At 41.3% G+C, this 24,600-nt stretch carries 19 protein-coding genes; 10 read left to right on the forward strand and 9 right to left on the reverse strand.

Annotated features, from left to right (window positions below; genetic code table 11):
* Both ATC1_RS03400 and msrB read right to left on the reverse strand, forming a co-directional pair.
* A complete protein-coding gene (locus ATC1_RS03400) occupies nucleotides 1-1,488 on the reverse strand; it encodes a sugar ABC transporter ATP-binding protein (protein WP_062278394.1) in 1,488 nt (495 codons plus the stop codon).
* A 788-nt stretch (nucleotides 1,489-2,276) separates the two neighbouring features.
* Nucleotides 2,277-3,215 (reverse strand): peptide-methionine (R)-S-oxide reductase MsrB, encoded by a 939-nt coding sequence (gene msrB / locus ATC1_RS15025; RefSeq protein ID WP_062278397.1) that lies wholly within the window; start codon nucleotides 3,213-3,215, stop codon nucleotides 2,277-2,279.
* A gap of 345 nt (nucleotides 3,216-3,560) precedes the next feature.
* Between msrB and ATC1_RS03415 the strand changes: the two genes are divergently transcribed.
* From ATC1_RS03415 to arsB, 8 genes are all read left to right on the forward strand, one after another.
* Nucleotides 3,561-4,763, forward strand: a complete 1,203-nt coding sequence (locus ATC1_RS03415; RefSeq protein WP_172667702.1) for an MFS transporter — start codon at nucleotides 3,561-3,563, stop codon at nucleotides 4,761-4,763.
* On the forward strand, nucleotides 4,763-5,977 hold the full coding sequence (locus ATC1_RS03420) for an MFS transporter (protein WP_062278402.1): 1,215 nt from the start codon (nucleotides 4,763-4,765) through the stop codon (nucleotides 5,975-5,977). Before ATC1_RS03415 ends, ATC1_RS03420 begins: the two co-directional genes overlap by 1 nt.
* A 249-nt stretch (nucleotides 5,978-6,226) precedes the next feature.
* A complete protein-coding gene (gene arsM / locus ATC1_RS14560) occupies nucleotides 6,227-7,660 on the forward strand; it encodes a class I SAM-dependent methyltransferase (RefSeq protein ID WP_082174640.1) in 1,434 nt (477 codons plus the stop codon).
* A 24-nt stretch (nucleotides 7,661-7,684) separates the two neighbouring features.
* On the forward strand, nucleotides 7,685-9,166 hold the full coding sequence (locus tag ATC1_RS03430; RefSeq protein ID WP_062278404.1) for a permease: 1,482 nt from the start codon (nucleotides 7,685-7,687) through the stop codon (nucleotides 9,164-9,166).
* Between the two features lie 138 nt (nucleotides 9,167-9,304).
* Nucleotides 9,305-9,544, forward strand: a complete 240-nt coding sequence (locus ATC1_RS03435) for a thioredoxin family protein (protein WP_062278982.1) — start codon at nucleotides 9,305-9,307, stop codon at nucleotides 9,542-9,544.
* A gap of 272 nt (nucleotides 9,545-9,816) precedes the next feature.
* Entirely contained in the window at nucleotides 9,817-10,296 is a 480-nt protein-coding gene (locus tag ATC1_RS03440) for a thioredoxin family protein (protein WP_172667703.1), read from the forward strand.
* A gap of 1 nt (nucleotide 10,297) precedes the next feature.
* Nucleotides 10,298-10,975: a cytochrome c biogenesis CcdA family protein gene (locus tag ATC1_RS03445; protein WP_062278407.1), complete on the forward strand. Its 678-nt coding sequence runs from the start codon at nucleotides 10,298-10,300 to the stop codon at nucleotides 10,973-10,975.
* A 292-nt stretch (nucleotides 10,976-11,267) separates the two neighbouring features.
* The gene (arsB, locus tag ATC1_RS03450) at nucleotides 11,268-12,326 is read left to right on the forward strand and encodes an ACR3 family arsenite efflux transporter (protein WP_062278408.1); all 1,059 of its coding nucleotides are present in this window, start codon (nucleotides 11,268-11,270) and stop codon (nucleotides 12,324-12,326) included.
* A gap of 763 nt (nucleotides 12,327-13,089) precedes the next feature.
* Here arsB and ATC1_RS03455 read toward each other — a convergent pair.
* The gene (locus tag ATC1_RS03455) at nucleotides 13,090-13,389 is read right to left on the reverse strand and encodes an ArsR/SmtB family transcription factor (RefSeq protein ID WP_062278410.1); all 300 of its coding nucleotides are present in this window, start codon (nucleotides 13,387-13,389) and stop codon (nucleotides 13,090-13,092) included.
* Nucleotides 13,390-13,637: 248 nt separating this feature from the next.
* Here ATC1_RS03455 and ATC1_RS03460 point away from each other — a divergent pair, with 248 nt between their 5' ends.
* Nucleotides 13,638-14,510, forward strand: a complete 873-nt coding sequence (locus tag ATC1_RS03460) for a DMT family transporter (RefSeq protein WP_062278412.1) — start codon at nucleotides 13,638-13,640, stop codon at nucleotides 14,508-14,510.
* A 174-nt stretch (nucleotides 14,511-14,684) separates the two neighbouring features.
* Here the strand turns inward: ATC1_RS03460 and ATC1_RS03465 are convergent, their stop codons facing one another.
* Both ATC1_RS03465 and ATC1_RS03470 read right to left on the reverse strand, forming a co-directional pair.
* Nucleotides 14,685-17,990, reverse strand: coding sequence for a UvrD-helicase domain-containing protein (locus ATC1_RS03465; protein ID WP_062278414.1), 3,306 nt, complete (start codon nucleotides 17,988-17,990; stop codon nucleotides 14,685-14,687).
* Nucleotides 17,987-21,046 (reverse strand): PD-(D/E)XK nuclease family protein, encoded by a 3,060-nt coding sequence (locus ATC1_RS03470; protein ID WP_062278415.1) that lies wholly within the window; start codon nucleotides 21,044-21,046, stop codon nucleotides 17,987-17,989. Before ATC1_RS03470 ends, ATC1_RS03465 begins: the two co-directional genes overlap by 4 nt.
* A gap of 130 nt (nucleotides 21,047-21,176) precedes the next feature.
* Here ATC1_RS03470 and ATC1_RS03475 point away from each other — a divergent pair, with 130 nt between their 5' ends.
* A complete protein-coding gene (locus ATC1_RS03475) occupies nucleotides 21,177-21,665 on the forward strand; it encodes a heme-degrading domain-containing protein (protein ID WP_062278417.1) in 489 nt (162 codons plus the stop codon).
* 111 nt (nucleotides 21,666-21,776) lie between these two features.
* On the opposite strand, the gene ATC1_RS03480 is transcribed toward ATC1_RS03475, so the two are convergent.
* The 4 genes from ATC1_RS03480 to ATC1_RS03495 form a co-directional block, all read right to left on the reverse strand.
* Nucleotides 21,777-22,601 carry an undecaprenyl-diphosphate phosphatase gene (locus ATC1_RS03480; protein WP_172667704.1) on the reverse strand — a complete coding sequence of 275 codons (825 nt, stop codon included), beginning with the start codon at nucleotides 22,599-22,601 and terminating at the stop codon, nucleotides 21,777-21,779.
* 183 nt (nucleotides 22,602-22,784) lie between these two features.
* Complete coding sequence (locus tag ATC1_RS03485) at nucleotides 22,785-23,411, reverse strand: HAD family hydrolase (RefSeq protein WP_062278419.1); 627 nt, start codon at nucleotides 23,409-23,411, stop codon at nucleotides 22,785-22,787.
* 21 nt (nucleotides 23,412-23,432) lie between these two features.
* Nucleotides 23,433-23,672 (reverse strand): hypothetical protein, encoded by a 240-nt coding sequence (locus tag ATC1_RS03490; RefSeq protein WP_062278420.1) that lies wholly within the window; start codon nucleotides 23,670-23,672, stop codon nucleotides 23,433-23,435.
* Nucleotides 23,673-23,957: 285 nt separating this feature from the next.
* Nucleotides 23,958-24,599 carry a hypothetical protein gene (locus ATC1_RS03495; RefSeq protein WP_062278422.1) on the reverse strand — a complete coding sequence of 214 codons (642 nt, stop codon included), beginning with the start codon at nucleotides 24,597-24,599 and terminating at the stop codon, nucleotides 23,958-23,960.
* Nucleotide 24,600: the final 1 nt, after the last annotated feature.

A 24,600-nucleotide genomic window follows, 5' to 3' on the forward strand; every position in this document is an offset into this window, starting at 1 on the left:
TTACATGTATTGTGTTGCGTACTGCATAATCAATTCCTGGCTTGCTTCGGATGCGTCTAATTCCGCTGTGACCCGTCCTTCACACATGACGACAATACGGTCAGCCATTCCCAATATTTCTGGAAGTTCTGAAGAAACAAAAGCAACACCGATCCCTTTTTTCTTCAGATCATTCATCAGATTGTAAATATCCACTTTGGCGCCGACATCGATACCCCGCGTTGGTTCATCAAACAGGATGACGTGAGCCGGTTTCACCAGCCATTTCCCGACAACCACTTTTTGTTGATTTCCGCCACTGAGGTTTTTCACGGTCTGGCTGACGGTCGGAGTTTTAATGGTTAATTCATTAATCATCTCTTCGGCAATAGCGATTTCTTTTCGGGTGTTCACAATACCATTTACTGTAACTTTTTCCATGTTGGGAAGGGTGGCATTTTGGTATACCGGCATGGAGATGCATAAACCGTCTCGCTTTCGATCCTCAGGGACACAGAAAACTCCGGCTTCAATTGCTTCCAGCGGTTTATGGATGTGGATCTCTTTCCCGTGCAGAAATAGCTGTCCGCTTTCTTTTTTATCTGCGCCAAATATTGCCCGTACCGTTTCAGTTCTTCCGGCGCCCATTAATCCGGCAATTCCAAGGATCTCACCTTCCCGTACCTGGAAACTCACATTTTTGACTGCTTTTCTGGCAGTAAGGTTTTTCACTTCAAAGATGATTTCACCGGCTTGCGTTTTGATCCGCGGGAATTTCTCTTTCAATTCACGTCCGACCATATAGCGGATAATCTTTTCCTGTGTTGTATCCTTATAATCCATAGTGATAATATGTTGTCCATCACGGATCACAGTCACTCTATCAGCGATGGAAGCCAGTTCATCCAATCGATGAGAAATATAGATAATGCCATGGCCTTCCTGTTTCAGTACATGAATGATCTTAAATAATTCGTCGATCTCTTTGATCGTAAGCGCCGATGTCGGCTCATCCATGATAATAATCTTCGCATTCGTTGAAATTGCTTTACCAATTTCAACCATCTGTTGTTTCGATACTGTCAATTCACTGACTCTGGTTGTCGGATCCAGATCGACATCCAATCGTTTCAGTATTTTTCGTGTATCTTCAATCTGTTTTCTTTGATTGACAAAGAGACCCTGGTAGGGTTCTCTTCCTAAATAAATGTTTTCCGCGATGGATAAGTGACGGCAAAGGTTTAATTCCTGATGAATGATACAGATGCCCATATCCTGGGCAGCTCTTGGGTTTTGAAATTCTACTTCCTGCCCGTTGACGATGATTTTTCCTTCGTCTTTTGTATATACGCCGGAAAGGATTTTCATCAAAGTAGATTTGCCTGAACCATTTTCACCCACCAGAGCATGTACTTCACCTGGTTTCAGATCGAAGTTCACATGGTCTAATGCTTTGACTCCGGGGAATGATTTCGAGATATCAATCAGCTCGGCTAAAAGATCTCCCATAATAAAATTCCGCCTTTCCTATTTTTTTGAATTCTTTTTCGAAAACCAGTTTGAAAATGCAAAGAATTTATCGTGTTCATCGTTTTGTAAACGTTTACTTCCGGTCAAAAAAAAAGATGATTCGTTATTGAGCATTTTTTCTGTCTTTTGATGAATAAGCAGCGTGGCGATTCAAATTGTGATTGGGATGTGTTGTTTTTGCGCAAAAACAACGTAACAACAAATTTTCTCTTTTTTCTTATCGGGCTTTTTCAAATTATGAATTGCTTTAAACAGAGACAGGTCCTTGATTATTTCGATAAATTTCCGCAAGATCAATTTATTCTGTAAAAAATATAAACAGATTTTAAAAAGTATATACCATTTTCTATTTTTGAATAATCGCCATTCTGCGGTAAAAGATGTTTGTCATGTTTTTTGATGATTTAATTCGCAGTACTTGTGCTCTAAAAATACACAAAATAATAACTGATTTTCCCATGATCATCCTTCTTTTGCAAATAAATCATTTGATATCTGGATTTGTCATTGTTTTCTGTTCGCTTGAATATCTATCCTCCCTCAGCAATTCGGAATTCAAAAAGTAAAATTGCTATTGAGAAGTATTTGTATATCATGTAGAGATAACTTAAAAGTAAAATTTATTGTTCTTCTGGTTTTACGCTATGTGTAAAACCAGAAGAACAATACTGAATTCTTTTCATATTTCGAATTATTTGCTTCTTTATAGGAATAGTTGTTTGTTGTTTCGAGTTTCTGATGGTTTCGAATCCAATAACTTGTTACCATTAGAACTGGTTCAATAAATAGCCATACCCTTCTGCTTCCATTTCGTCTTTGGGGATGAAACGCAGCGCTGCGCTGTTGATGCAATAGCGCAACCCTCCAAGTTCTTGCGGTCCATCCGGAAAGAGGTGCCCTAAATGCGAATCACCGCTGCGGCTGCGGACTTCAATTCTGGACATGTTGTACCGGTTGTCTTGTTCATAGGTTATCACTTCTTCCGCAATTGGTTTAGAAAAACTTGGCCAACCACAGTCGGAGGCAAATTTGTCTTTTGATATAAAAAGCGGTTCTCCGGTTACGATATCCACATAAATCCCTTCTTCAAAAGTATTCCAATACGAATTGGTGAATGGACCTTCCGTTCCGCTGTTCTGTGTTACATCCAATTGTATGGGTGTTAAACGCTTTTCTAATGTGCTTTCGTCCGGTTTGGGATATAGATCAGGATTAATCAGAGGTTTTTTTGCAAGATCCAGATCGATATGGCAATATCCGCCGGGATTCTTTTCGAGATAATCCTGATGATATTCTTCTGCAGGGTCAAATCGGATCAGCGGCATCACTTCCACAGCGATTTTCTTTTTATATCTTGTTTGAATGCGAGCGATTTCGGCATCAATGACCGCTTTGTCCGCTTCGTTGACATAGTAAATGCCGGTTCGATATTGAGATCCAATGTCATTTCCCTGTCGATTGACGCTGGTTGGATCAATAATTCGAAAATAATGCTGCAGGATTGCGCTCAGGCTGATAATTTGCGGATCATATTCAAGTTTGACCGTTTCCGCATGGCCAGAATCGTTGTAGAGCAGATCCTCATAACTCGGATTCTCGGTTTTCCCATTCGCATAACCGACAGTTATATCGACAATTCCATCAATTTGGGCAAAATACGCTTCAACTCCCCAAAAACATCCACCAGCAAGAAATATGATTTCCATGGATCCTCCTTAAGAAATAACTTCGGGGTACTCTTTTTCACTATTTCGTTTCCTCAATAAAATCATAACAATAAATTCTGCGAATATCACAAATCGTTTCAGTAATTGGAAAGATAAGAGGATTATTTGTAGTTGTGATATTTTTGCGCTTCGCGTAAAAATATCACAACTACTTTTTTCCCCCGATTGATTTAAATAGCAAAGTTGATGTTTTGAATTACTGATATCGCGCAAAAACATTACACCAACAAAGAATCATTCCCATATTTCAAATAGCTGGAAAACTGGTTTCTATGTTGAATTCTTTACTTTATGTATAATAATGTGGAAGGATTACCCGAAACTATGATTCAAAACTGGACTGCGAAAAAAAAAGAACTGGCAAAAAATCGGAAATTCTATGCCTTTATCTATTTACTTAGTTTCCTGACGATTGGACTGGAGTCCGCCGCACTGGGGCCGACGATGAAACTGCTTGCAGTATCAACCGATAGCACGCTCGCTGCGGTCACCGTCTTTGTGACCATTAAATCGTTTGGTTATATGACCGGTTCCTTTATCGGTGCAAAATTTTTTGACCGTTTTCGCGGTCATCAGGTGTTGATTCTTAGTATTGCAACGATGACGGCCATCATGTTGTTTATCCCGTTTGCCGGCAGTTTCATTGCAGCCGTTATTCCGATGTTCCTTCTGGGTTTTGCCGAAGGAATTACGGATATCGGAGGCAATCTGATGATCATTTGGGTTTTTCAGGATAATCTGGCGCCCTATATGAACGCTTTGCATTTTATGTTCGGTTTCGGATCTCTATTAGCACCAATGATCACGGCGAGTTTTCTTTCATTTGAAAACAGTCTGCTGTTAACCTATTGGGTGATTGCACTGCTTTATCTCCCTTCCATGATCGGATTATCTCTGCTGCCGAGTCCGGAACGGATTGAGAGTACAACGCTGAAAGAAGAAAAAAACCGGCAGACTCGCTTGATCATCCTCTTCTCATTAATATTTTTTGCTTATGTGGGTGTGGAAATCACCTTTGGAAACTGGATTTTTACCTATGCCAGTGAATCCAGACTGGCAACGGATCTTCAGGCCGCTTTCCTGAATTCAACGTTCTGGGGCTCATTTACAGCAGGCAGACTGATCGGTATCTTCCTGTCGAAAAAGGTCAAACCGAAAACTATGCTACTGATAAACTTTACCGGAACGGTTTTCTGCCTTCTATTGTTGGTTCTGTTCAGGGGTAGTGTCACAATTTTATGGACAGCTTCGATGTTGCTGGGTCTTTTCCTGGCTACTTCCTATCCGACACTGATGGTTTTTGCCGGCAGTCTGTTTACAATTACCGGATCGATCACACGCTGGTTTATGGCTGGATCTGGTCTGGGTGTGTTGTTGATCCCATTTGTTATGACCTATCTTTTCGATAAATTGGGAATTCGTGTTGTACCAATTGTATTATTTATTGTCAGCCTGGTTGGATTGATGAATTTGATGGTTATGCTGTTTTTCGCTGATAAAACGATACAAAAAACGGTGAAAAACTGATGATCCACACTCCGACCTTATTTGAATCCAGACTTCAAAAACATCGAATTTTTTATGCCATTATCTATCTGCTTAGTTTTTTGGCGATTGGACTCGAATCAGCCACGTTAGGTCCAACCCTGAAACAACTTTCCATTGCAACAGGCAGTTCGCTGGCTGCGGTTACGACCTTTATCGCGATCAAAGCACTGGGATATACGGCGGGTACTATTATCGGATCGAAATTATTCGACCGATATCAAGGGCATAGGATCATGGTGATCAGCATCGCATTGATGTCTTTTGGAATGCTGATGATCCCTTTTGCTCGAAATTTTGTGGTGGCGGTTTCATTGATCACAGTTTTAGGATTTGTCGAAGGTGTGATTGATATCGGTGGCAATCTCCTGATTATGCGAGTATTTCAAGACAATCTGCCTCCCTATATGAATGCCCTGCATTCTATGTTTGGGGTTGGCTGCCTGTTTGCGCCGCTTATTACCGCACATTTTATGACTGCCGGAAACAGTCTGCAAATGACTTATTGGGTAATTGCTTCCTTCTTTATCCCTTCAATGGTTGGATTTTTGCTGCTTCCAAGCCCGCCAGTGATCTCAGCCGTCAAAATGGAAGAAAGCGGACGAAAACTGCATGATCAGGTTGTCGTCTTATTCGCAATGTTGTTTTTTGCATATGTAGGGGTTGCAATCACTTTTTCAAATTGGATTTTTACTTATGCCAGCGAATCGAAAATGATGTCAGATATTTCTGCTGCGTATCTGAATTCACTTTATTGGGGTTCATTCACGTTGGGTAGATTGATTGCAGTTTTCCTTTCCCGTAAAATTGAACCGAAAAAGCTGCTGATCTGTGATTATATCGGATCCGCTTTAACGTTAGGTTTCATGATGATTTTCAGAGGGAATTCTGCAGCGTTATGGATCGGCACAGTGTTCCTCGGTTTATTCCTGGCAACCGTTTATCCGACAATGATGGTCTTCGCCGGTTCGCTTTTCCCGGTTACTGGTTCGGTCGCAAGCCGCTTTATGACCGGTTCTGGAATGGGTGTGCTGACTATTCCATTCCTGATGACCTACCTGTTCAATCGCATCGGAATTTCTATTGTACCGGTTGTCTTATTCATAGTCGGTTTGATTGGCTTGATCCTGTTCTTGTTGACGTTGCTCCTGATTGAAAAGAAAAAAGTCCGAAATAATCCATTTCCCGAAATTTAATAAAACTCTTTTGTGATAATAGCGAAAATATGTTGTTACATGATGTTTGTGTAGAGCACAGACATGGTACAACAACATATTTAACCGCCCATATTTCGAGTTATTGGGTATACCGATTCAGCAGTTTTATCAATGATTTGATTCTGTCATTGAATTTTATAAATACTTCTCAATCAATATTGACTTTTTAGGATGTGAGTTGTATATTTACATATTGAAAATATTCTATATGAAAAGGATGACAGAAACATGGCATCGGAGACTTCCTTGAAGTATTTCAATGATAATGCACCTGATTGGGACAATATGCGGACTGCTTTTTTCAGCGAATCAGTTCGCGAGGCATCGATTGCAAAGGCATGGCTGCGCCCCGAAATGGCTGCTGCGGACATTGGCGGCGGGACGGGTTTTATAACTGCCGGGATAGCTCCATTAGTTCGTGAAGTTCATCTGGTTGACCAATCGTCGTCTATGATTGAAATCGCTCAACAGAAACTCTCTTCTTTCACAAATATTCGTTATCATGAGGCGGATGGAAGACAAATTCCGCTTCCGGATGGTGCTGTGGATGTAGTTTTTGCGAACATGTACTTGCATCATTGCACGGATCCTTTGCTTTCAATTCAGGAAATGGTTCGTATTCTGAAACCGGGTGGCAGAATCATTATTACGGATATGGATGTCCATCCGTTTACCTGGTTGAAAGATGAAATGTCGGATGTCTGGATGGGATTTCAACGCACACAGATTTATGACTGGTTTAAAGCAGCTGATCTTGTCAATATCATAATCGATTGTACCGGACAGGATTGCTGCGCTCAATCTCACTGTGAAGTAATAGGGGAATCGGATCGAAATGCAAAGATCAGTATTTTTATTGCAACCGGAACACGAAGACAAATCAGACAGAAAGAAGTGAAGAATACTTATCGTGTCATTGCTGAAACACCAACGGGTTGTTGTGATTCGATTTCCTCAAATCAATGCTGTTGTACAGCGCATTCGGATATCTTTCAATCCCCTGTGAATTTTTCTACCGGTTATGACCAGGAAGAAAAAGCTGCAATTCCAAGAGAATCAGAAGCGCTATCCCTGGGATGCGGAAATCCGACGGCGATGGCATCGTTGAAACCCGGTGAAGTTGTTTTGGATATCGGATCAGGCGGAGGTGTCGACTCCTTCCTGGCTGCCCGAAAAGTTGGTCCGTCAGGAACGGTGATTGGTGTTGATATGACACCAGCCATGCTGGAGAGAGCCAGAGCATCTGCTCAGAAAAATGGATATTCCAATGTTGAATTTCGATTCGGCCAGGCAGAATCACTGCCGGTTATTGCCAATTCTGTCGATGTAATTATTTCGAATTGTGTTATCAATTTATGCGAAGATAAAGGACAGGTTTTTCAAGAGGCCTTTCGAGTTATAAAACCAAATGGACGGCTGGAAGTCAGTGACATGGTCAGCAGTAAGGCGCTGCCGGCACATATTCAGGCAGCGAATTGGTCCGGTTGTGTATCCGGCGCATTGCCGGAAGGTGAATACCTGGATTTAATTCGGCAAGCTGGTTTCATAGATATCAAAACTAATCGAAGTACCAGCGCGGGTTTCATAGAGGATGTGGATGTATATTCCGTGATTGTTTCGGCAGTAAAACCGGTGAATCAGGAAAATTGCTGCTGTCAGTAAAAAAAATATTGTTGAGGTGGTCTTATGGAAATTACTACGTTTTTATTGAAATTGCTTCAGGGAGGGCTGGGAAACCTTGCTTCTTACCTGGCAGCACACGTATTGCTATGCCTGGTTCCGGCATTTTTTATTGCCGGCGCTATGACTGCACTGATCCCGAAAGAGAGCGTAACACGCTTCTTAGGCCGCAATACGCCAAAATTTATATCTTATCCAGCTGCTGCGCTGGCTGGATCGGTTCTGGCAGTTTGTTCCTGCACAATTGTGCCCCTGTTTGCCGGTATTTATAAGAAAGGAGCTGGACTTGGTCCTGCCATTACTTTCCTGTTTTTTGCTCCGGCTGCGAACATATTGGCTTTGGTGTATACCGGCGGCGTGATTGGTCCGGATCTGGCTTTTGCCCGACTTTTCCTCTCACTCGCATTTGGAATAGGAATCGGGTTGATCATGGCACTAATCTTCAGCCGTTCCGACGTTGCGCATGACAAAGCTGCGGATGAGGGATTTGCTGGAAAACAAAATCAAGGTATGCGAAAAATTGTGGCGGCATTTTTGCTGATTTTAGTAGCTTTATTGCTTGCTGGAACGCTTAAAGTCAATCTGTTAACGGATTCTTATGCTCAGATCACGCTGCCAGTATCCGGAGTAGATCGCTTTCAGGACTTCCTATACCGATTAGTACCCTATGATGCTACGAAGGGTGAGGAAGGCATCACGGCTCAGGGTGCTTTCTTGATTGTTTTACTCATTCTCATCGGGTTATCTGCCTGGAAAGGATTTGAGAAAATCCATGAAGGCTTCAGTCGATGGACCTGGTTTACATTTATCCTGGTCGGATTGACGCTGCTCACAGCAGCGCTGGGAGTTCAACCGCATTCTGCAGGTTTGGACATTCTCTTTACGGGAAAATTTTTCGCTGAATTATTAGCCCTGCTGGTCTTGGGATGGATTCTGCGCAAGCATCTGAGTGAAGACGAGCAGCGCAATTTTATCTGGGAATCCTGGCATTTCATGAAACAAATCTTCCCGCTGCTGATTATCGGCGTTTTCACAGTTGGTATTATTCGTGTTTTAATTAGACCGGAATGGATTGAAGCATTGGCCGGCAGTAACACATTGCTCGGGAATCTGGCTGGTGTCATTTTTGGTGTATTTATGTACTTTCCGACATTGGTGGAAGTACCGATTGCCAATATGTTCCTTGGGCTCGGCATGCATCGCGGTCCGCTCCTGGCTTATCTGATGGCTGACCCGGAATTGAGCTTGCAAAGTATTCTAATTACTGCGACAATTATTGGTAAATTGAAAGCCTGGGTGTATGTGTTTTGGGTAGCACTTTTTAGCACATTAGCTGGTTTAATCTATGGAGCTTGGGTGGATGGAACAAGTCTGGCTCTGCTTTTGTTATACCTTGCGATTTTCCTGGGAATATTAATCATGCTGCTGATCTGGTTTGATCGCCGTAATAAAAAACGGATCAATGCCGAGCATATTTCATCCAATTAGGCAGCGTTTCTTCTAATGGAGTACAATAATTTTTTCCCTTAATCGTACGGCTGAGAATGTCGATAATGAAGGTCAACAAACGGTTTGGTTCTTAAAAAAACAGGGATATGAACCGAAGGAAAAATGAATGAGGTCAAAATGATAACAATAAAAGTTTTAGGTTCTGGTTGCCCCAATTGTAAACGCGTTGAAGCGCTGTCACATCAGGCAGCTGATGCGTTAAAGTTGGATGTCGAAGTGATTAAGGTTACTGATTACAATCAGATTCTTGATTACAATATACTGTCTACTCCCGGGTTGGTGATTAATGAAAAAGTAGTCTGTTCAGGGCGAATCCCTTCTCTGGAAGAAATCAAGACCTGGCTGCAGAACGCCTGAAGGCAGCTTTATTGAATGGTAACCTGTGCATTCTCCAAAAGAAAATGCACAGGTTTTTTGTATAAATTCACCAATTCGAAATATTGATTAACATTTCGAATCAATCGAAAAAAATGTTGTAGTATTGTTTTTGCGTGGATCGCAAAAACAATACTACAACAAAGAATCCTTCCCAAATTTCGAATGAGTATGTATGAATTCTTTACCGTGCATATTTTTTAATCCTGCTTTCTGATATAGTATTATTTTAAAATTGGAAACAGGGGATGCTTATGGACACCGATCAAAACTTGGAAAAGAAGAAAAATATCCGTACAATTCTACTGATTCTCGGCATTCTGATTTTAATTATTGCTGTTTATTTTCTGAAAACTCAAAAAAAACTTTGGGACGATACTGCTAATGACAACCCAAAAGCAGTACTTGCAGGTGAGACCGCAGAAGAACGCTACGAACGTTTAATCCAGAATGGGGAACCAATCTTTATGTTCTTTCGGTCTGACAGTTGTGAAGCCTGCCTTGAAATGAAAAAGATTGTTGACCAAATTTTTCCAGATTATGAAGAGAAAATTGCTTTTATTGATGTAGACGCTTATGATCCGCAGAATAATTCCTTAATGAAACGAGCCCATATTCAAGCGATTCCGACGTTGTTTTTTATTGACAAGAACGGACAGGCAAGCTATGCTGTGGGCGTTATGGAAGCCGAACAATTTCAGGATCAACTGCAGCTGTTAATCGAAGCGAACTGAAATGAATATTGATCCATCTCTCTTACAACCGACATCCATTCTTGGTTACATCCTGGTCTTTCTGGGTGGAATCGTCACATCGATAGAACCTTGTAACATTGCGATGATCCCATTAATTATGGGAATTGTCAGCGGAACGAAGAATTCCTCTCGTCTGCGATCTTTTGCTATCTCATCCTTTTTTGCCCTGGGACTGGCCGTTACCTTTACGGCAATGGGAGTAGTGGCGGCATTGGTCGGTGGATTAATTGGCGGCAATTCCCGAATATGGTATTATCTGGTCGCATTCGTCTGTTTCATCATCGGCTTTCAAATGTTTGGTCTCATTCATTTGTCTTTTCCCTCCAGTTTCGGAAATATCCGCGAAAGGATCCAGCGGAAAGGCCTCCCAGGAGCTTTGTTGTTGGGACTGGTCTCAGGGTTGGTTTCATCGCAATGCGCGACACCGGTTCTGGGCGCCATCCTGACCTATGTGATGGCACAACAGAGCGGTTTGCTATATGGAGCCATTTTATTGTTTGTTTACGCTCTCGGGAGGGGAATTCCGATCATCCTGGCAGGAACGTTTACCGGCTTTCTGAAGACATTCCGCGCTTTTGGACGCTGGGCCGGCATTGTTGAAAAAGTCGGCGGGATTATCATGATTGGCGTCGGCATTTACTTCCTGTGGATTGCCTGAAACCTGTAATCGATCTGCAATTCGATATTCAGATGAATCATTCAAATCGAGCAAAAAAATGTTTTGTGTTGCTTTTGTGGCACTATGCAAAGGCGATTGAACAAAAAAATTTCTTCCCCATTTGAAAATTACTGAATTCGTAATTTCCATTGTCTTTTTGAATTTTAAAATTTCCTTCATTTCGATTAAAAATTGGATATTCATAGATTGATAATTTTCTATATGAATGATAAAATTTCGCATAAATACTGCGTTGTAAGGTTTTATCTTTTGTACGAAAGAGGAGAGAATAATGGAAAAAGGAAAACAAAGCAAATTGTCGTTTCTTGACCGGTTTTTGACATTATGGATATTCATCGCTATGGCGATCGGCGTTCTTGCAGGGTATTTATTTCCGGGACTGGCTGATTCCATCAGTCGGATGAGCACCGGAACCATCTCCTGGCCGATTGCGATTGGCTTGATTGTTATGATGTACCCGCCATTGGCCAAAGTAAAGTATGAAGAAATTGGGAAAGTGGCTCAAAACAAACAGGTGTTTAAACTTTCCCTGATTCAAAACTGGATCGTCGGACCGTTGTTAATGTTCGTTCTCGCTATCCTGTTTCTTGGCGATAAACCCGGATTTGCCACCGGGCTGATCATCATCGGCCTGGCACGGTGTATTGCGATGGTTATCGTATGGAATACACTGGCAAAGGGAGACAACGAGTACTGTGCTGCGCTGGTTGCCCTGAATTCCATTTTCCAGATCCTACTTTATACCGTCTATATCTATATTTTTGTCACATTGCTGCCCAAATGGCTGGGATTGTCCTGGGGAGGACAGGTTGTCAATGTGTCCATGCTCGAAGTAGCAAAAAGTGTGTTGATTTATCTCGGTATTCCATTCGCAGCCGGATTTATTTCCAGATTTGTTTTGATCCGTACCAAATCGAAATCCTGGTATGAAAATGTATTCATCCCTAAGATTTCGCCGCTTGCACTGATTGCACTGCTTTACACGATTATCATTATGTTTATCACAAAGGGAGAACAGATTATTCGCAATCCGATTGATGTAATCCGTATCGCCATTCCTTTGCTGATTTACTTTGCAGTCATGTTTTTTGTCAGTTTCTACATGGCATACAAAAACAAAATCAATTATGAACAGTCCGTAACACTGGCATTCACAGCTGCCAGCAATAATTTTGAACTGGCCATCGCGGTAGCTGTGGCGATTTTCGGAATCTCTTCGGATGTTGCCTTTACTGCAGTGATCGGTCCATTGATCGAAGTACCGGTCATGATCGGTCTGGTAAATGCTGCGTTGTATTTTCGGCGAAAGTACTTTCATATCGCAGGATAACAGAAATCTGACTGTAGCAGGATGCAGCGCTGTCAAAAAGCGCGATCCATAAGAAATGCAATTAACATAGAAGAGTCTGCCCAACCAGAAGAAGCAGACTCTTTTTTGTTTTAGCTCTTTGCTCTCAAATAAATCAGGCTGGTGACAGCAATTCGAAAAATGGAGAGGATTCAATAATGTTGTGATGTTTTTGCGCTTCGCGCAAAAACATCACAACATCAAGTTTTTCCCGATTGATTCGAACTGCAAGTCTATTTTCGAATTACTGGGCTGGTGATTTGAAATCTGAAAAAGTCTTTTAAAACCTGAATTTCTCACCTTTTGAAAAAAGAAAGTCCAATTTTACGCTTAAATTTGGTGAATTCAAAACACTAATTCGAAATACTCAGGGGAACGCACATGGTAAATTGTCATCGCGAGGAGGGCATCAGCCCGACGAAGCAATCTTATCTCACATGATAGAGGATCGCTATTAAACGGACATGAACTCATGATCTTACACCACCGATCAGTTAGCTTGAGTGACGAAAGAAAAGATCAGATGTCTGATTCCCCCGATTGCAATAACAACGGAAGTTGATATATCCTTTTCAGTCATTCCTCATACGGTGATGAGGAAGATCTCAAACGCCAACACATCGATCCTACCCTCTCAAGCAATAGCTTTTTCTCCACCGATTCGAACTATGGGAAAAATTCTATATTGCCAGCGTAAATCAGACTTCGAAAGAAACAGGATATGAACTATCACCCAATCCGATCATCAGCACTCGCTATCACTGTTGGTACAGATGATTGCATTCAGAAAATTTTTAAAATCATGGATACAATCCGTATTCAATGAATAGTGCATCCATTTTCCTTCTTTTCGAGCACGGACAACACCTGCATCGCACAACACTTTCATGTCATGGGAAAGTGTAGGCTGCGTAATCTGAAACTCTTCCAAAATCTTGCAGGCACATAATTCACTGTTGGAGATCATCGTGATTATCTTCAGTCTTTTGGGATCAGCTATTGCTTTCAGTATTTTTGATTTTTCAATATAGATCTCTTCAATCATTTCTTCCTTTTTATGAAGCTTCTGTTTATTCCCATTTTCGATTAATTGTTCGTATTACGGCAATTCGAAATTTATATCATCCTTTCGAATTAAGAGCATAACTTTCTCTTTTTGTTCAAAAGGTTGTACCAATTTTCGAAATACTGTTTACGTCATGATCAAGTGATCGTTGATCATGAAGATGATTATAATTTGACTCACTCTTTTTGTCGGGACATCCATTTCTCGTATGTCTTTAAGGACTTTTCATGAAGATAAAAAACAATTATCACATCTTTGCAATTATAGCAATTCTTGGCTGGACATTGGCATATGTTTATACCAAACTTTCTTTGAAATACTATTCTCCCATGTCCGTAGGATTTTTGCGATACTTCATTGCTTCCATCATTCTGGCGGCTTTCCTGATTATCGGGAAAGTCAGACCTCCGCAAAAAAAAGATTTCTTGTGGTTCCTTGCATCAGCCACCTCCGGTTTTTCGTTGTACATGATCGTCTTTAATATCGGAATGTTACAGGTAACTGCAGCTACCAGCAGTATCGTCATTGCTACCGCCCCAATTTTTACTGCGTTACTTGCCTGGATTGTACTGAAAGAAAAATTGAAGACTTACCAGTGGATTGCAGTATTTCTGGAGTTCGCCGGTATCGTGATTCTCACGTTAATTGGAGACCGTTTTTCTTCTAATACTGGTGTACTGCTGCTGCTTTCCTGTGCGATCATGCTGGCTATCTACAATCTGCTTCAGAAAAAATTGACAAAAACATATTCGGCATTGCAGATCACTGCCTACAGCATTCTGATCGCAACAGTGATGTTGTCCATTTTCTCTAAGCAGGCATTTCGCGAGTTGAAGGCTGCTCCGCCTGATCAAATTTTCAATATTTTCGTTCTGGGAATCATTCCCAGCGCAATTGCTTATGTCTGTTGGACAAAGGCGATTGCATTGGCGCCAAAGACATCCCAGGCGACCATCTATATGTTCTTTGTTCCGCTTTGTACAGCCATTGCCGGAATTCTGATTGCCGGAGAAAACTTGGATCTTTCCACCATTTTTGGCGGAACTGTGATTCTGTCGGGTATGCTGTTATTCAATCGAGAGGCTTTTTCAAAAAGTTAATTTTTTGATTCTCGTCTTATGCAGAGAAGAGCGTTTGATTCTTTATGGCTGCAATTCGAAACAGGGAAAGAAATACTTGTTGATGTGTTATTTCTGCGCGAAGCACAAAAACAACACATCAATAAGATTCCCCTTTTTTCTCACAATGCTTTCCCACATTTCAAATGATTGACTTTATGGAAAAAGCAGCGTATCAAACGCTTTTTGATTGTACTTCAGATCATCATTTTTCCAAAAAACGCTCGTTTTTCCGCAATCATCTAAAAAACAAATCGCCGCACTGACAGGACAACGCAACATCAATTTCGCAGCGCGTTCGTAACGTCTGATCTGTTTGGTATACTTTTTTTCCAGAATGAACCGCTCGTCTGGATTTCTTATTGCATCTGTCTTGAAATCCAGTATCTTCCATTGGTTTTCAAAGCGGTACAAAAGATCGATTACGCCGTGTTCTGGATACGCAACACCCGGCATATCATAGGGAATCTCATGATATCGTGCATCGGCTGCATTGATTTCCTGCCAAATTGCGGATTCTTGGAAAGCGGACAATAATTGAATCGTCCTTTGTATGGCTGACTCCTGTTGCGATTCGGTCAATTCTTTCAATTCGAGGGACATCTGTTCCATTAATGGGCTAAATCCGGTTTCTTGCGGAAAAGTCCAAATTTCTAACGCCTTATGTACGAGAATTCCCACTTTCTTGCCTAAAATGCCTTCCTGAATTTCTGCCGGTTCCGATTCAAATTCCGCAGATGTCGTTGATGAAATTTTCTGCATCAATGAAATGGAAAGGTGTTTTTGTTCATTTTCACAGGATACGTTATCGGAATCTTGTTTTTCGTAGATTGGTATTTCCTGTTGACTCGATGTCGCTATCCTGACCAGGAAAGGTTTTCCATCGCGCGTTTTCATCTGTCTCTGCGATTGCTCTCGGATTTCTGACAGCTCATCTTTCCAGGGATCGAGCAATTCGCTGATCCATCCATTCAATCGTTTCTCCGTGAAATGTCCGCTGATGATTAATTTATCTTTAGCCCGTGTGAATGCAACATATAACAGCCGTTTTAATTCCGCTTCATTCTGTTCTTTTTCATCTTTCTCGGCAAGAATATAACCCATTGATTCAGGCTCAGTGCGAATTTGAATTCCGAATTTTTGAGATATGATCCAGGATTCTGCGGAACGGTTATTCTGATGAGCGGCATCAGCAACAACGACAATCGGAAATTCGAGCCCTTTCGATTTATGAATGGTCATCAATCGAACCGCTCCGATAGCGTCAGATGGAGCTTCTCCTTCTCTTGTGCCTGAATCATTCAAATTACGTAAATAGGATAAAAAATCATTCAGTGAAATCATTCCGCTTTGATGGGCATCCGAAATGAGTTTATCCACGTTTCGCGAAAATTGTTCATTTGGCATGGATGCCAGCAGAGATCGGTATTTTGTCAGCTGGATTAATTTCGACAGAACGGTTTCGACGGATGCTCTGCCGGATAGAGAGAATAATTCTTGCAGCACATAGAATACACGTTCTGCAGCTTTCTTGTCATTAGCGGATAAAATTGACTGGTTATTTTGCAGGGATTCCCAGAGATTGGCAGGTTTTTCAGGTTTGCCACCTTTCGTAAGATTCGGCCAACGCAGTTGAAAAAGGCCATTTTTTGACAGGTGAAAAACCGGACTGAGGAGCATACCTGCCAATGCGAGATCATCTGCAGGGTTTGCCGCTGCGGAAAGCATGTTTAAAATATCTCGGATTTCCGGGCGATCATAGAATCCTTTGCCCGATACTGTCACAAATGGAATACCGCTTTTTTCGAAGACCGATTCATAGATTGCAAATCCGCTTGATGCTCGGAACAGCAAGGCTACATCATCCCAACTCTTCATAAAATCACTGTTTTTCAGCTCTTGCAGTCTGGCTGCAAGCTGTGCTGCAGAGGTTCTTTTTGCTTTATCAACTGATCCCGGATCGTATCCAAGCAAAAATTCGAGTTCCGGTTCCTTTGGCTGTTCGATTCTTGTTCTCATAGAAGCCAGTGGAGCAAATGGAATCCAGTAGGACTTGTTGGGGATGTTCTGGGTTCCCATCAGACGGCTGAGAAATTCACCACTTGCGTCTAATAAATCAGGGTCTGTACGATAAGTTGAATCCAGGTCAATGGACAATCCTTCCTTCTTGCAGATACCCCGTTGTACAGAGCGGAAAACGGTTACGTCTGCTCCACGGAATCGGTAAATACTTTGCCTGGCATCTCCCACTGCAAAAAAGCTCCCGGGCTTATCAGATATAATTTCAAGCAGGTGTTGCTGCCGGTAATTGGTGTCCTGAAATTCATCTACCAAAACGGCTCTGATCTTTTCTCGCCATATTTTTCTCACAGCCGGATTTTCCAATACAATCAGCGTTTTCTCTTCCAGATCATCAAAATCCAAAACCGTTTGCTGATGCAGAATATCTTGATATTGCTTCAGTAATCCCTGAAATGCAATTCGAAAAAGATCGATAAGCTGCTGATATTGGTCTTCATTTTCCTTGGATGGCATCCGGTTATTTTTATCCAGAATGTTTTTCCAATTCAAATCAAGATATTCTCGAATGATTTTTAGCGCACGTTTTGCTTCAGATGTAGCCTTTCCGGCTGATAATTTCATTTTTTCTGTATAAGCAGCCTGCAATACCTTGATCGAAGCAAAGGAATCACCTTCCCGAAAATAGGCATCCGCCTGTTTCCAGAGGACAATAAATTCATCAAGCTGCATAGCCAGTTTGTCACCCGCATCTGCTGTCAATTCCGCTGGATTCAGCCCTGCGATCCATTCAAATTGAGTTCGAACATTCTCATCCGAAAACAATTCTTGCAATTTTTCGTGGATCATCGATTGCAAATCAAATGTACGCTCAAAAATCCCCTTTGTTTCAAGACGCCGATCCAGCATTCCGGCAAGAATTTTGCGTATTTCATCGATTCTAAATGTCTGAAAAAGCGGATGGAAATTGTTCTTTTCTGTCATGAATTCGAGCCATTCTTCTATGGCTCTAACTTTTACCATGGAACACTGTTTTTCATCCAGAACGGAAAAATCAGGATCAATTCCCGCTTCTGCAAAACTGGTTTTTAATATTTGAGAACAAAGACTATGGATAGTTCCGATTCTTGCTGAATCCATCGCATTTAACCGATCCAGCCATTTTTCCCGTTCTTCTGGATCAACGCTTAATTGAGAAATTTCAATCAGCTTGCTTCGGACGCGGGATTTCATTTCGCGGGACGCTTTGTCCGTAAAGGTAATTGCAGCGATTTCCTCCGGTCTATATCCATCATCCAGTAAGGTCAGAAACCGTGCAACCAGGGTATGCGTTTTGCCGCTTCCGGCTCCTGCAGTGACAATCACATCCCGCTTTCTCTCATTTGCAGCCTGTTTTTGTTTTTCTGATAGTTTGTCGAGAAGTTGAATCAGCGCTCTTGTCATGGTCTATCTTCCCTTTGAAACAGGGCACACCACGTGGCTGCACTGCAGTAGGATGGACATTTTCCATCGATCGGATTGGCAGGAAATTCCCCCACTTCTAAAATTTGATAAAACTGTTTGATTTTTTCCATAATTAAAGCCCGAAATGTGGCCGTTCGATCCATTTCCTGCGGATCCATAAAACCGGAAAGTTTCAAAGAGCTGGCTTTTGCAGATAGAATTGCCCAGTAAAATCCTTCTTCTATACGGCCGATTTTCAATGCATCGGCTGCAGCTAAAGCATAAAGGAACAATTGCACACGTCTTCCGCTAAAAACATCATCTGCCGAAAAATGGGTACCGCCAATCTTGTAATCGATGATGCGCAGATTCCCGTTGCGGTTACGGTCGATCCGATCAATGATTCCACGAAAGTTGAGAGATATTCCTTCGATATCGATTTTCAGAAACGGCTTACCGCGTATTCCAAAAGCGGATTCTGCCGCAACCATTAACCATCCTTCACTGATTTCAGATAACTTTTCGATTGTTTGCATCAGTTGTTTTTTTAACTGATTTTGCTGAAAGATCCATAATCCTGATGGGCGGAATTGATAAATGATCGGGGCTTTCGGAAAAGTGCAATTGCAGGCTTTCTCCAGTTGTTCCAGCAAGAATGTTTTATCGGTTAAGTTTTCCGCTTTCTCAAAGGTTAATTGAAGAATCCGGTGCAGTAATGATCCCAATTGTTTTGTATCCAATTCGAACGCCGGTTCTTTTATCGGTTCCAGAAACAAGATATTACTGATAAAGTATCGAAATGGGCAGTACAGACCATTTTCCAACTGAGACGAGCTGAAGATCTGCTGGCTTCGAAATTGTTCCGGCAAATTCACACAAGAATCACATGCGCCGGATGACAGGAGTCCTTCTAACATCGGATCCCTTTGAGATGCTTCAAGCATATCCTGATTATTATCATCGTCGGCATATTCATCTCGTTTTCTCTGTAGAACAGCCCAGTATTCTTTTTCATCCTCCGAGGCTGCTTCCGAAAGCGGCCTTTTCGTTGAAGAACGAATTCGCTGGACGGTATTCTCCGGGACGATTTGTCTGATTGCATTCCAATAAAGCGATTCCTCCCATTCATCTCCCGCATCCGTGATACAAGGACGGCTGATCAATAATTTCTCGTCAGCTCTTGAGAGAATCTGGATCAATAATCCGCTTTGATCGTTATCAGCAGACACAGGTATCTGTAATAAATCCTGAAATTCTTTTTTGATAATGACATCTTCTGCGACAGCAGATGGGAATATGCTTTCTCCAAAGCCTAAAAAGGCAGCTGCCTGAAAGCGAATACCGCGAGCCCAGGTAATTTCACCGGTGAATATGGAATTTGCGAATTGTTGCGTGGGATTACTTCGCTCTGAAGCTGTGATGGTTTCTGTCAGTGCACTCAGAAAGTCGTTATAATCGATATTTTGCCGTGGAACCATACGATCTTCTATGATCAATTCTTCGAAACAGGCGGTTAACGCAAAATAATCTGATTCTTCTTCTTGACGAATATGCGATCGAAGCTGAATTTTTTCACAGACTCCTTTCAGCCATGCAATCCAAACCGGGATCTGCTGGTTTCCTTGCGGAGGGGTGATATTGTCAAGGAATGCTTGCAATCCGTTTTTCAAAAGCAGAAGCTCAGCGCTATCAGGAAAACACGAATAATCCAGGAACTGATTTCCATCTTCGTCATCCACCTTTTCTGTTGCATCTTCCTTTTGTAAAATATTCCAGGCTTCCTCCCATTGTTCTGAGCCGCCAGTAATGCTCAACTGCCGGCTGATGAAATCCAGCCAGTTGACCTGTTCCGGTGTCAAACCCGAGCTGATATATGGGAATCGCAAGCAATTCATCAAATTATTTGTTTTCAACCCTTCCGGCTGTAGTCGGAGTAAGCTAAAAAGTGTTATAACAACAGGGCTTTCGATCAAAGATACTTTTCTGCCAAAGTTCAACGGAATTTGCATCTCTTCGCTGATTCTGCGTAAAGCAGGAGCATATTTTTCCAGTTGTGGCGCAAAAATTGCGCAGGACGCAATCGGAATTGCATCACGAATAATCCAGCTTTTCATCTGTCGCAGTACTTCTCTGACTTCGTCCTCCTGTGTCCCGGCTTCCAACAGGATCAGCGATTTTTCATCGGATGGATTTGTTTCAATCCACTTGACTGGCTGTTGTTTAAAAATATTCTCGACGATATACCTGAGAATGTCCGGTAAGTGAATCGCACTTTTTACAGTGTTTTCTGCAATTTGGATATTCAGTACTTTTTGGATCTGTTCCAGCGAACGGGAAAATCTGCGATTGACCAGCCGTTCTTTTTCTTCCGCTTGCAGCGATCCTGGAAGGGTCAGGTAAATTTCATCGGTGATTGGCTCAAGATTCCGGATCAACCAGAGCTGGTCTTGATCAAAATTGTCAAAACCATCAATAATAAGCAATCTGAAAGGATCAAGATGGTCAGGCTTTTTTTTGATTATCTCCGCAGCAGCCTGGATCACTCCGGAGGGGCTGACCCATCCATGATCCGATAAAAAAATCTGATACTCCTCAAAAATCAAATTAATTTCAATTTCTTGCTGTGTTTGGACAATCGATTTCATTTGATCTGCTGAAATGCAATTTTTTTCAAAATCGGAGAATGCTTTTGTGACTACTTTGGAAAAACCTGCTGTATTCCAGACATTACAGTAATAGTTCAGTTTCCCTTTCGCTTGAATGTGCCGAATTGCTTCACAGACAATTTGCCGGTTTAATGAAGGATTAATAATAATTTTTCCTGACAACGCTTTTTCAAGTATCGAACGTGCAAACTGAGCGAATGTGTTCACTCTGATACCCCAAGAGCCTGAAGGAGAAGCAAGTCTTTTTTGAAATGCCTGCAATTGCAGGCTGTCAGGAACTAATACTTGTACTGAAGCCAGCGGATCATCAGATTTGATTTGGCGTATTTTTTGAAGGCAGACGGTTGTTTTGCCAGATGCAGGAAGATCCATGATGAGTTCAATTGTCATGATTTGTATTATCATCTCAAATCATGTTTTGGGTCAATAGCAGTGTCGATATGTATGGAGTTCGAATTGCTGCTGTTGGCATGAATCCGTGTACAATGAAATAGAATCAAGTAAAGGAGGAAATTCAGGTATGCCACAAGAAAATATAAGCATCAATGAACTGGAAATCTTAAAAAAACAGGAAGAACAGTTTCAGTTTGAGCATTTCACCAATGAAGATATTTGGAAACTGGGCAAATGGATGACCGAAGAAGCCATTCGGCAGGCGTTGCCCATTGCGATCAGTATCCGATTGTTTTCCGGAGTTATTGCATTTCAATACTTCTGCAAAGGTTCTAAGCTAAATAATGAAACATGGATGAAACGCAAAGAATTGACAGTCCGTGAAATGGAAATGAGCAGTCTTCGAATGTGTATGGAATTTGAAGCAGCTGGAAAAACAATGGAAGATAAACTGATGGATCGTTATACCTATGCCTGCTGCGGCGGAGGATTTCCAATTCGCATCCGAAATGCAGGCGTGATTGGATCGATCATCGTTTCAGGACTGCCGCATAAAGATGATCATGCTTTTATCATCCATTGTCTGGAAGGCTTTTTCCGCTCGGAAAATCTTTAAGAATCAAAACTGTTTTTCAAAAATAATGAGTATATGCAAATCTCAGCCTGCATATACTCATTGCATTAAAATTTTGATCGAAGCGTCTGTGTATCGCCTGAATATTCGGGATTATCGGAGAAGACTGAAAAATAATAGTACAAGAATTCCAAGAAATATTCGATAATATCCAAATAGGGTAAAGTCGTGTTTTTTTATATAACCCATCAAAAATTTGATAGCTGCTGCGGAAACCAGAAAGGCAGTGATCATTCCGGCAAAAAGTACAGCTATTTCTATGTTAGAAAAACTGAATCCGAATTTAAGCAGTTTTAAACCGCTGGCTCCTAACATGATTGGAATGGACAGGAAGAAAGAAAACTCTGCGGCAACGCTTCTGGATGTCCCGATCAGGATAGCGCCAAGTATTGTTGCGCCAGAACGCGATGTTCCCGGAATCAGCGACAGCATTTGAAAAATGCCGATCATCACTGCAGCAGCATAATTTAATTGTGATAATTCGTTGATGCTGCTGTTTCTCGTTTTATTTCTGCGTTCAATCAGGATGAATAAAATTCCATAGATAATCAGTGTTGCTGCAACTGTCTTAAAGTTGAAAAACAGCTTGTCAATTTGATCTTCGAACAAAAAACCGATCAAACCGGCTGGAATACATGCCAGGAAAATCTTCAACCATAATTGAAAGGTTTCTTTCTTATGATTCCCGTTTCTATTTGAAGAAAATGGATTGAGCTTTTTGAAAAAAGTGATAATTACGGCAAGAATGGCTCCCAGTTGAATTACGACAAGGAACATTTCTTGAAAAGCATCGCTCATGTTCAAATGGACCAATTCGTTCAGGAGAATCATGTGACCTGTGCTGCTGATGGGCAGCCATTCTGTGATCCCCTCAACAATCCCAAAAACAATTGCTTTAATTATTTCTGTTATATACACTTGGGCTCCGTCTGCTCTTTAGATTTCTCTGTGCATTGGTTCACTTGTTTTATACGAACATGTGAATCAAACGATTTGGAATCTTGGAAGAGTTACTGGTCAAAACTCTGATAGCCTTCAGATTGAATGATAAAAAGCGAACATGGGACAGAATTCGCTCTTTATTACATAACCTAAAGAAAATTATTCCTGAAAAATAAAGAATGGTTCAATCTCCGCACAAGCCGGAAGGTGAATGGCGTTCAATCCTGCACGGATTGCAGCTTGTGTATTTTCCAGCATATCGTCGATAAAAACGGATTTTTCGGGATTTAATTGGTAAGAATGGATCAATAAATCGTAAATTTCCTGCTCAGGTTTGATGACCTTGTGTTCATAAGAGAGGATCTGTCCGTCAAAATCTGAAAAAAAGGTGTTTCGTTTTTTTATCACAGCATAAACTTCATTGGCAAAATTCGAAAGGACATAAATTTTTGCACCGGCTTCCTTAATTCGATACATTGCTGCAACATTTTTAGGAATTCCGTTAAAGTAATAAGGCCATTTGCGCAGATATTGCCTGATTTCTTTGCGCAGTGAAGGCTCTTTTGCTGAAGCAATTTCGACCAGTTCAGAATTCGTAATGGTTCCACGATCCAGTTTTGACCATGTTTCCGTGTCCTCAAATAATACGGAGGCCAAACGGTCATGCAGATCCGGATGAAATCCCATTTCGCCCAAAAATCTGCGCGGTGAATAATCCAGCAGAACGTTCCCTAAATCAAAAATGACAGCTTCGATTTCTTTTTTGTTTTCTTTCAAAAAAACCATTGATGATTCCTTAATAAAGATCTATTTTTTATGGATAAATTTTGGCAGCAGAATTGCAAACAATCCTAAAACGATAAAAAAGATCACGATGACCAGCATCATCCAGTCTGAATTTGTCACCGGTTTCTTCATAATGGAAGGTAAATTGAAAATACCGGCTGCCAGAAATACAATTCCTACGAAACTTCCGGGGTTCAGAACTGTTTTTTCCTGTTTTACTGTTTCTTTATGAGTATCCTTGTTTTTACTTTTTTTTTGCATAAGCCCTTTTCATGCTTATTCTTAAATGGTTCGAAAATCCTTCAGAATTAAGTCCGCATCAAAATAACCATGTATCTCAATTATTAGCAACTATTGAAAAAAGTCTGCGAATACTCTGAGAGCGAATCCAGGATTATGGGATTTGAAATAGAATCATAGGATAAGATGAAGAGTTATTTTTATGTGGAGCACAAAAATAACTCTCCAACAAATAATTCTGCCTCTCATTCGAATCGCTGGAAAAATTCATACGATTGGTATGAACGATCGCGGTTGCAGTAACAGTTATTCTTCTTTCTTTTCTGTATCTTCAATTGATTCCGATGTTTTAACTGATTCTTCCTGTTCATTTGATACGGATTCATCTGCGGATTGTTCCATGCTATCCGAAGTGTTCTGCTCAACTGAGATTTCTGCATCGGGTGTGTTTTGTATAGGCTCGATCGTTTTCTGTGTAAGCGTTGATTCCTGTTTCTGTTTCCTTTTATCCAAGTAGTCTTTCAACAGCGGCCATGCCATCAAACAACCGGCGACGAGATAAATAATATCTCCGAACGCTGCCAGTTTTCGATCCTGGGGATTTTCGAGTTTCAGTGATCTTGGCAATTCAGTTATCGAATACACAACCAGATAAAGTCCCATTCCGCGCATCGCATAAGTGAATCCGCGGTTGATCTTGTCGTCTTTTTTACTTTTCCCTTTGGGTGAATCCGCTGGTTCCACACTTCCTTGTATTGAAGCTGATGGATCCGATGAAATTTCTGAATTTGTATTTCCGTCCTCATGATCTGAAGGAAGTTCGACAACCCCTGGATTTCCGTGCAGCGGCATTCCGCAAAAAGCACAGTTTGCCAGATCGTCGTTGTTGGGTTCAAGACAATTGGGACAAATTTCCTGATTATTTCTTGTAATTTGTTTTTCTTCCATT

This window comes from Flexilinea flocculi (genome assembly GCF_001192795.1).
GTDB lineage: Bacteria > Chloroflexota > Anaerolineae > Anaerolineales > Anaerolineaceae > Flexilinea > Flexilinea flocculi.

What these genes read in the sequence shown, in the direction of transcription:
- ATC1_RS03400 (WP_062278394.1), bottom strand. Translation starts at nt 1,488, where the DNA reads ATGGGAGATCTTTTAGCCGAGCTGATTGATATCTCGAAATCATTCCCC.
- msrB (WP_062278397.1), bottom strand. Translation starts at nt 3,215, where the DNA reads ATGGAAATCATATTTCTTGCTGGTGGATGTTTTTGGGGAGTTGAAGCG.
- ATC1_RS03415 (WP_172667702.1), top strand. Translation starts at nt 3,561, where the DNA reads ATGATTCAAAACTGGACTGCGAAAAAAAAAGAACTGGCAAAAAATCGG.
- ATC1_RS03420 (WP_062278402.1), top strand. Translation starts at nt 4,763, where the DNA reads ATGATCCACACTCCGACCTTATTTGAATCCAGACTTCAAAAACATCGA.
- arsM (WP_082174640.1), top strand. Translation starts at nt 6,227, where the DNA reads ATGGCATCGGAGACTTCCTTGAAGTATTTCAATGATAATGCACCTGAT.
- ATC1_RS03430 (WP_062278404.1), top strand. Translation starts at nt 7,685, where the DNA reads ATGGAAATTACTACGTTTTTATTGAAATTGCTTCAGGGAGGGCTGGGA.
- ATC1_RS03435 (WP_062278982.1), top strand. Translation starts at nt 9,305, where the DNA reads ATGATAACAATAAAAGTTTTAGGTTCTGGTTGCCCCAATTGTAAACGC.
- ATC1_RS03440 (WP_172667703.1), top strand. Translation starts at nt 9,817, where the DNA reads ATGGACACCGATCAAAACTTGGAAAAGAAGAAAAATATCCGTACAATT.
- ATC1_RS03445 (WP_062278407.1), top strand. Translation starts at nt 10,298, where the DNA reads ATGAATATTGATCCATCTCTCTTACAACCGACATCCATTCTTGGTTAC.
- arsB (WP_062278408.1), top strand. Translation starts at nt 11,268, where the DNA reads ATGGAAAAAGGAAAACAAAGCAAATTGTCGTTTCTTGACCGGTTTTTG.
- ATC1_RS03455 (WP_062278410.1), bottom strand. Translation starts at nt 13,389, where the DNA reads ATGATTGAAGAGATCTATATTGAAAAATCAAAAATACTGAAAGCAATA.
- ATC1_RS03460 (WP_062278412.1), top strand. Translation starts at nt 13,638, where the DNA reads ATGAAGATAAAAAACAATTATCACATCTTTGCAATTATAGCAATTCTT.
- ATC1_RS03465 (WP_062278414.1), bottom strand. Translation starts at nt 17,990, where the DNA reads ATGACAAGAGCGCTGATTCAACTTCTCGACAAACTATCAGAAAAACAA.
- ATC1_RS03470 (WP_062278415.1), bottom strand. Translation starts at nt 21,046, where the DNA reads ATGACAATTGAACTCATCATGGATCTTCCTGCATCTGGCAAAACAACC.
- ATC1_RS03475 (WP_062278417.1), top strand. Translation starts at nt 21,177, where the DNA reads ATGCCACAAGAAAATATAAGCATCAATGAACTGGAAATCTTAAAAAAA.
- ATC1_RS03485 (WP_062278419.1), bottom strand. Translation starts at nt 23,411, where the DNA reads ATGGTTTTTTTGAAAGAAAACAAAAAAGAAATCGAAGCTGTCATTTTT.
- ATC1_RS03490 (WP_062278420.1), bottom strand. Translation starts at nt 23,672, where the DNA reads ATGCAAAAAAAAAGTAAAAACAAGGATACTCATAAAGAAACAGTAAAA.
- ATC1_RS03495 (WP_062278422.1), bottom strand. Translation starts at nt 24,599, where the DNA reads ATGGAAGAAAAACAAATTACAAGAAATAATCAGGAAATTTGTCCCAAT.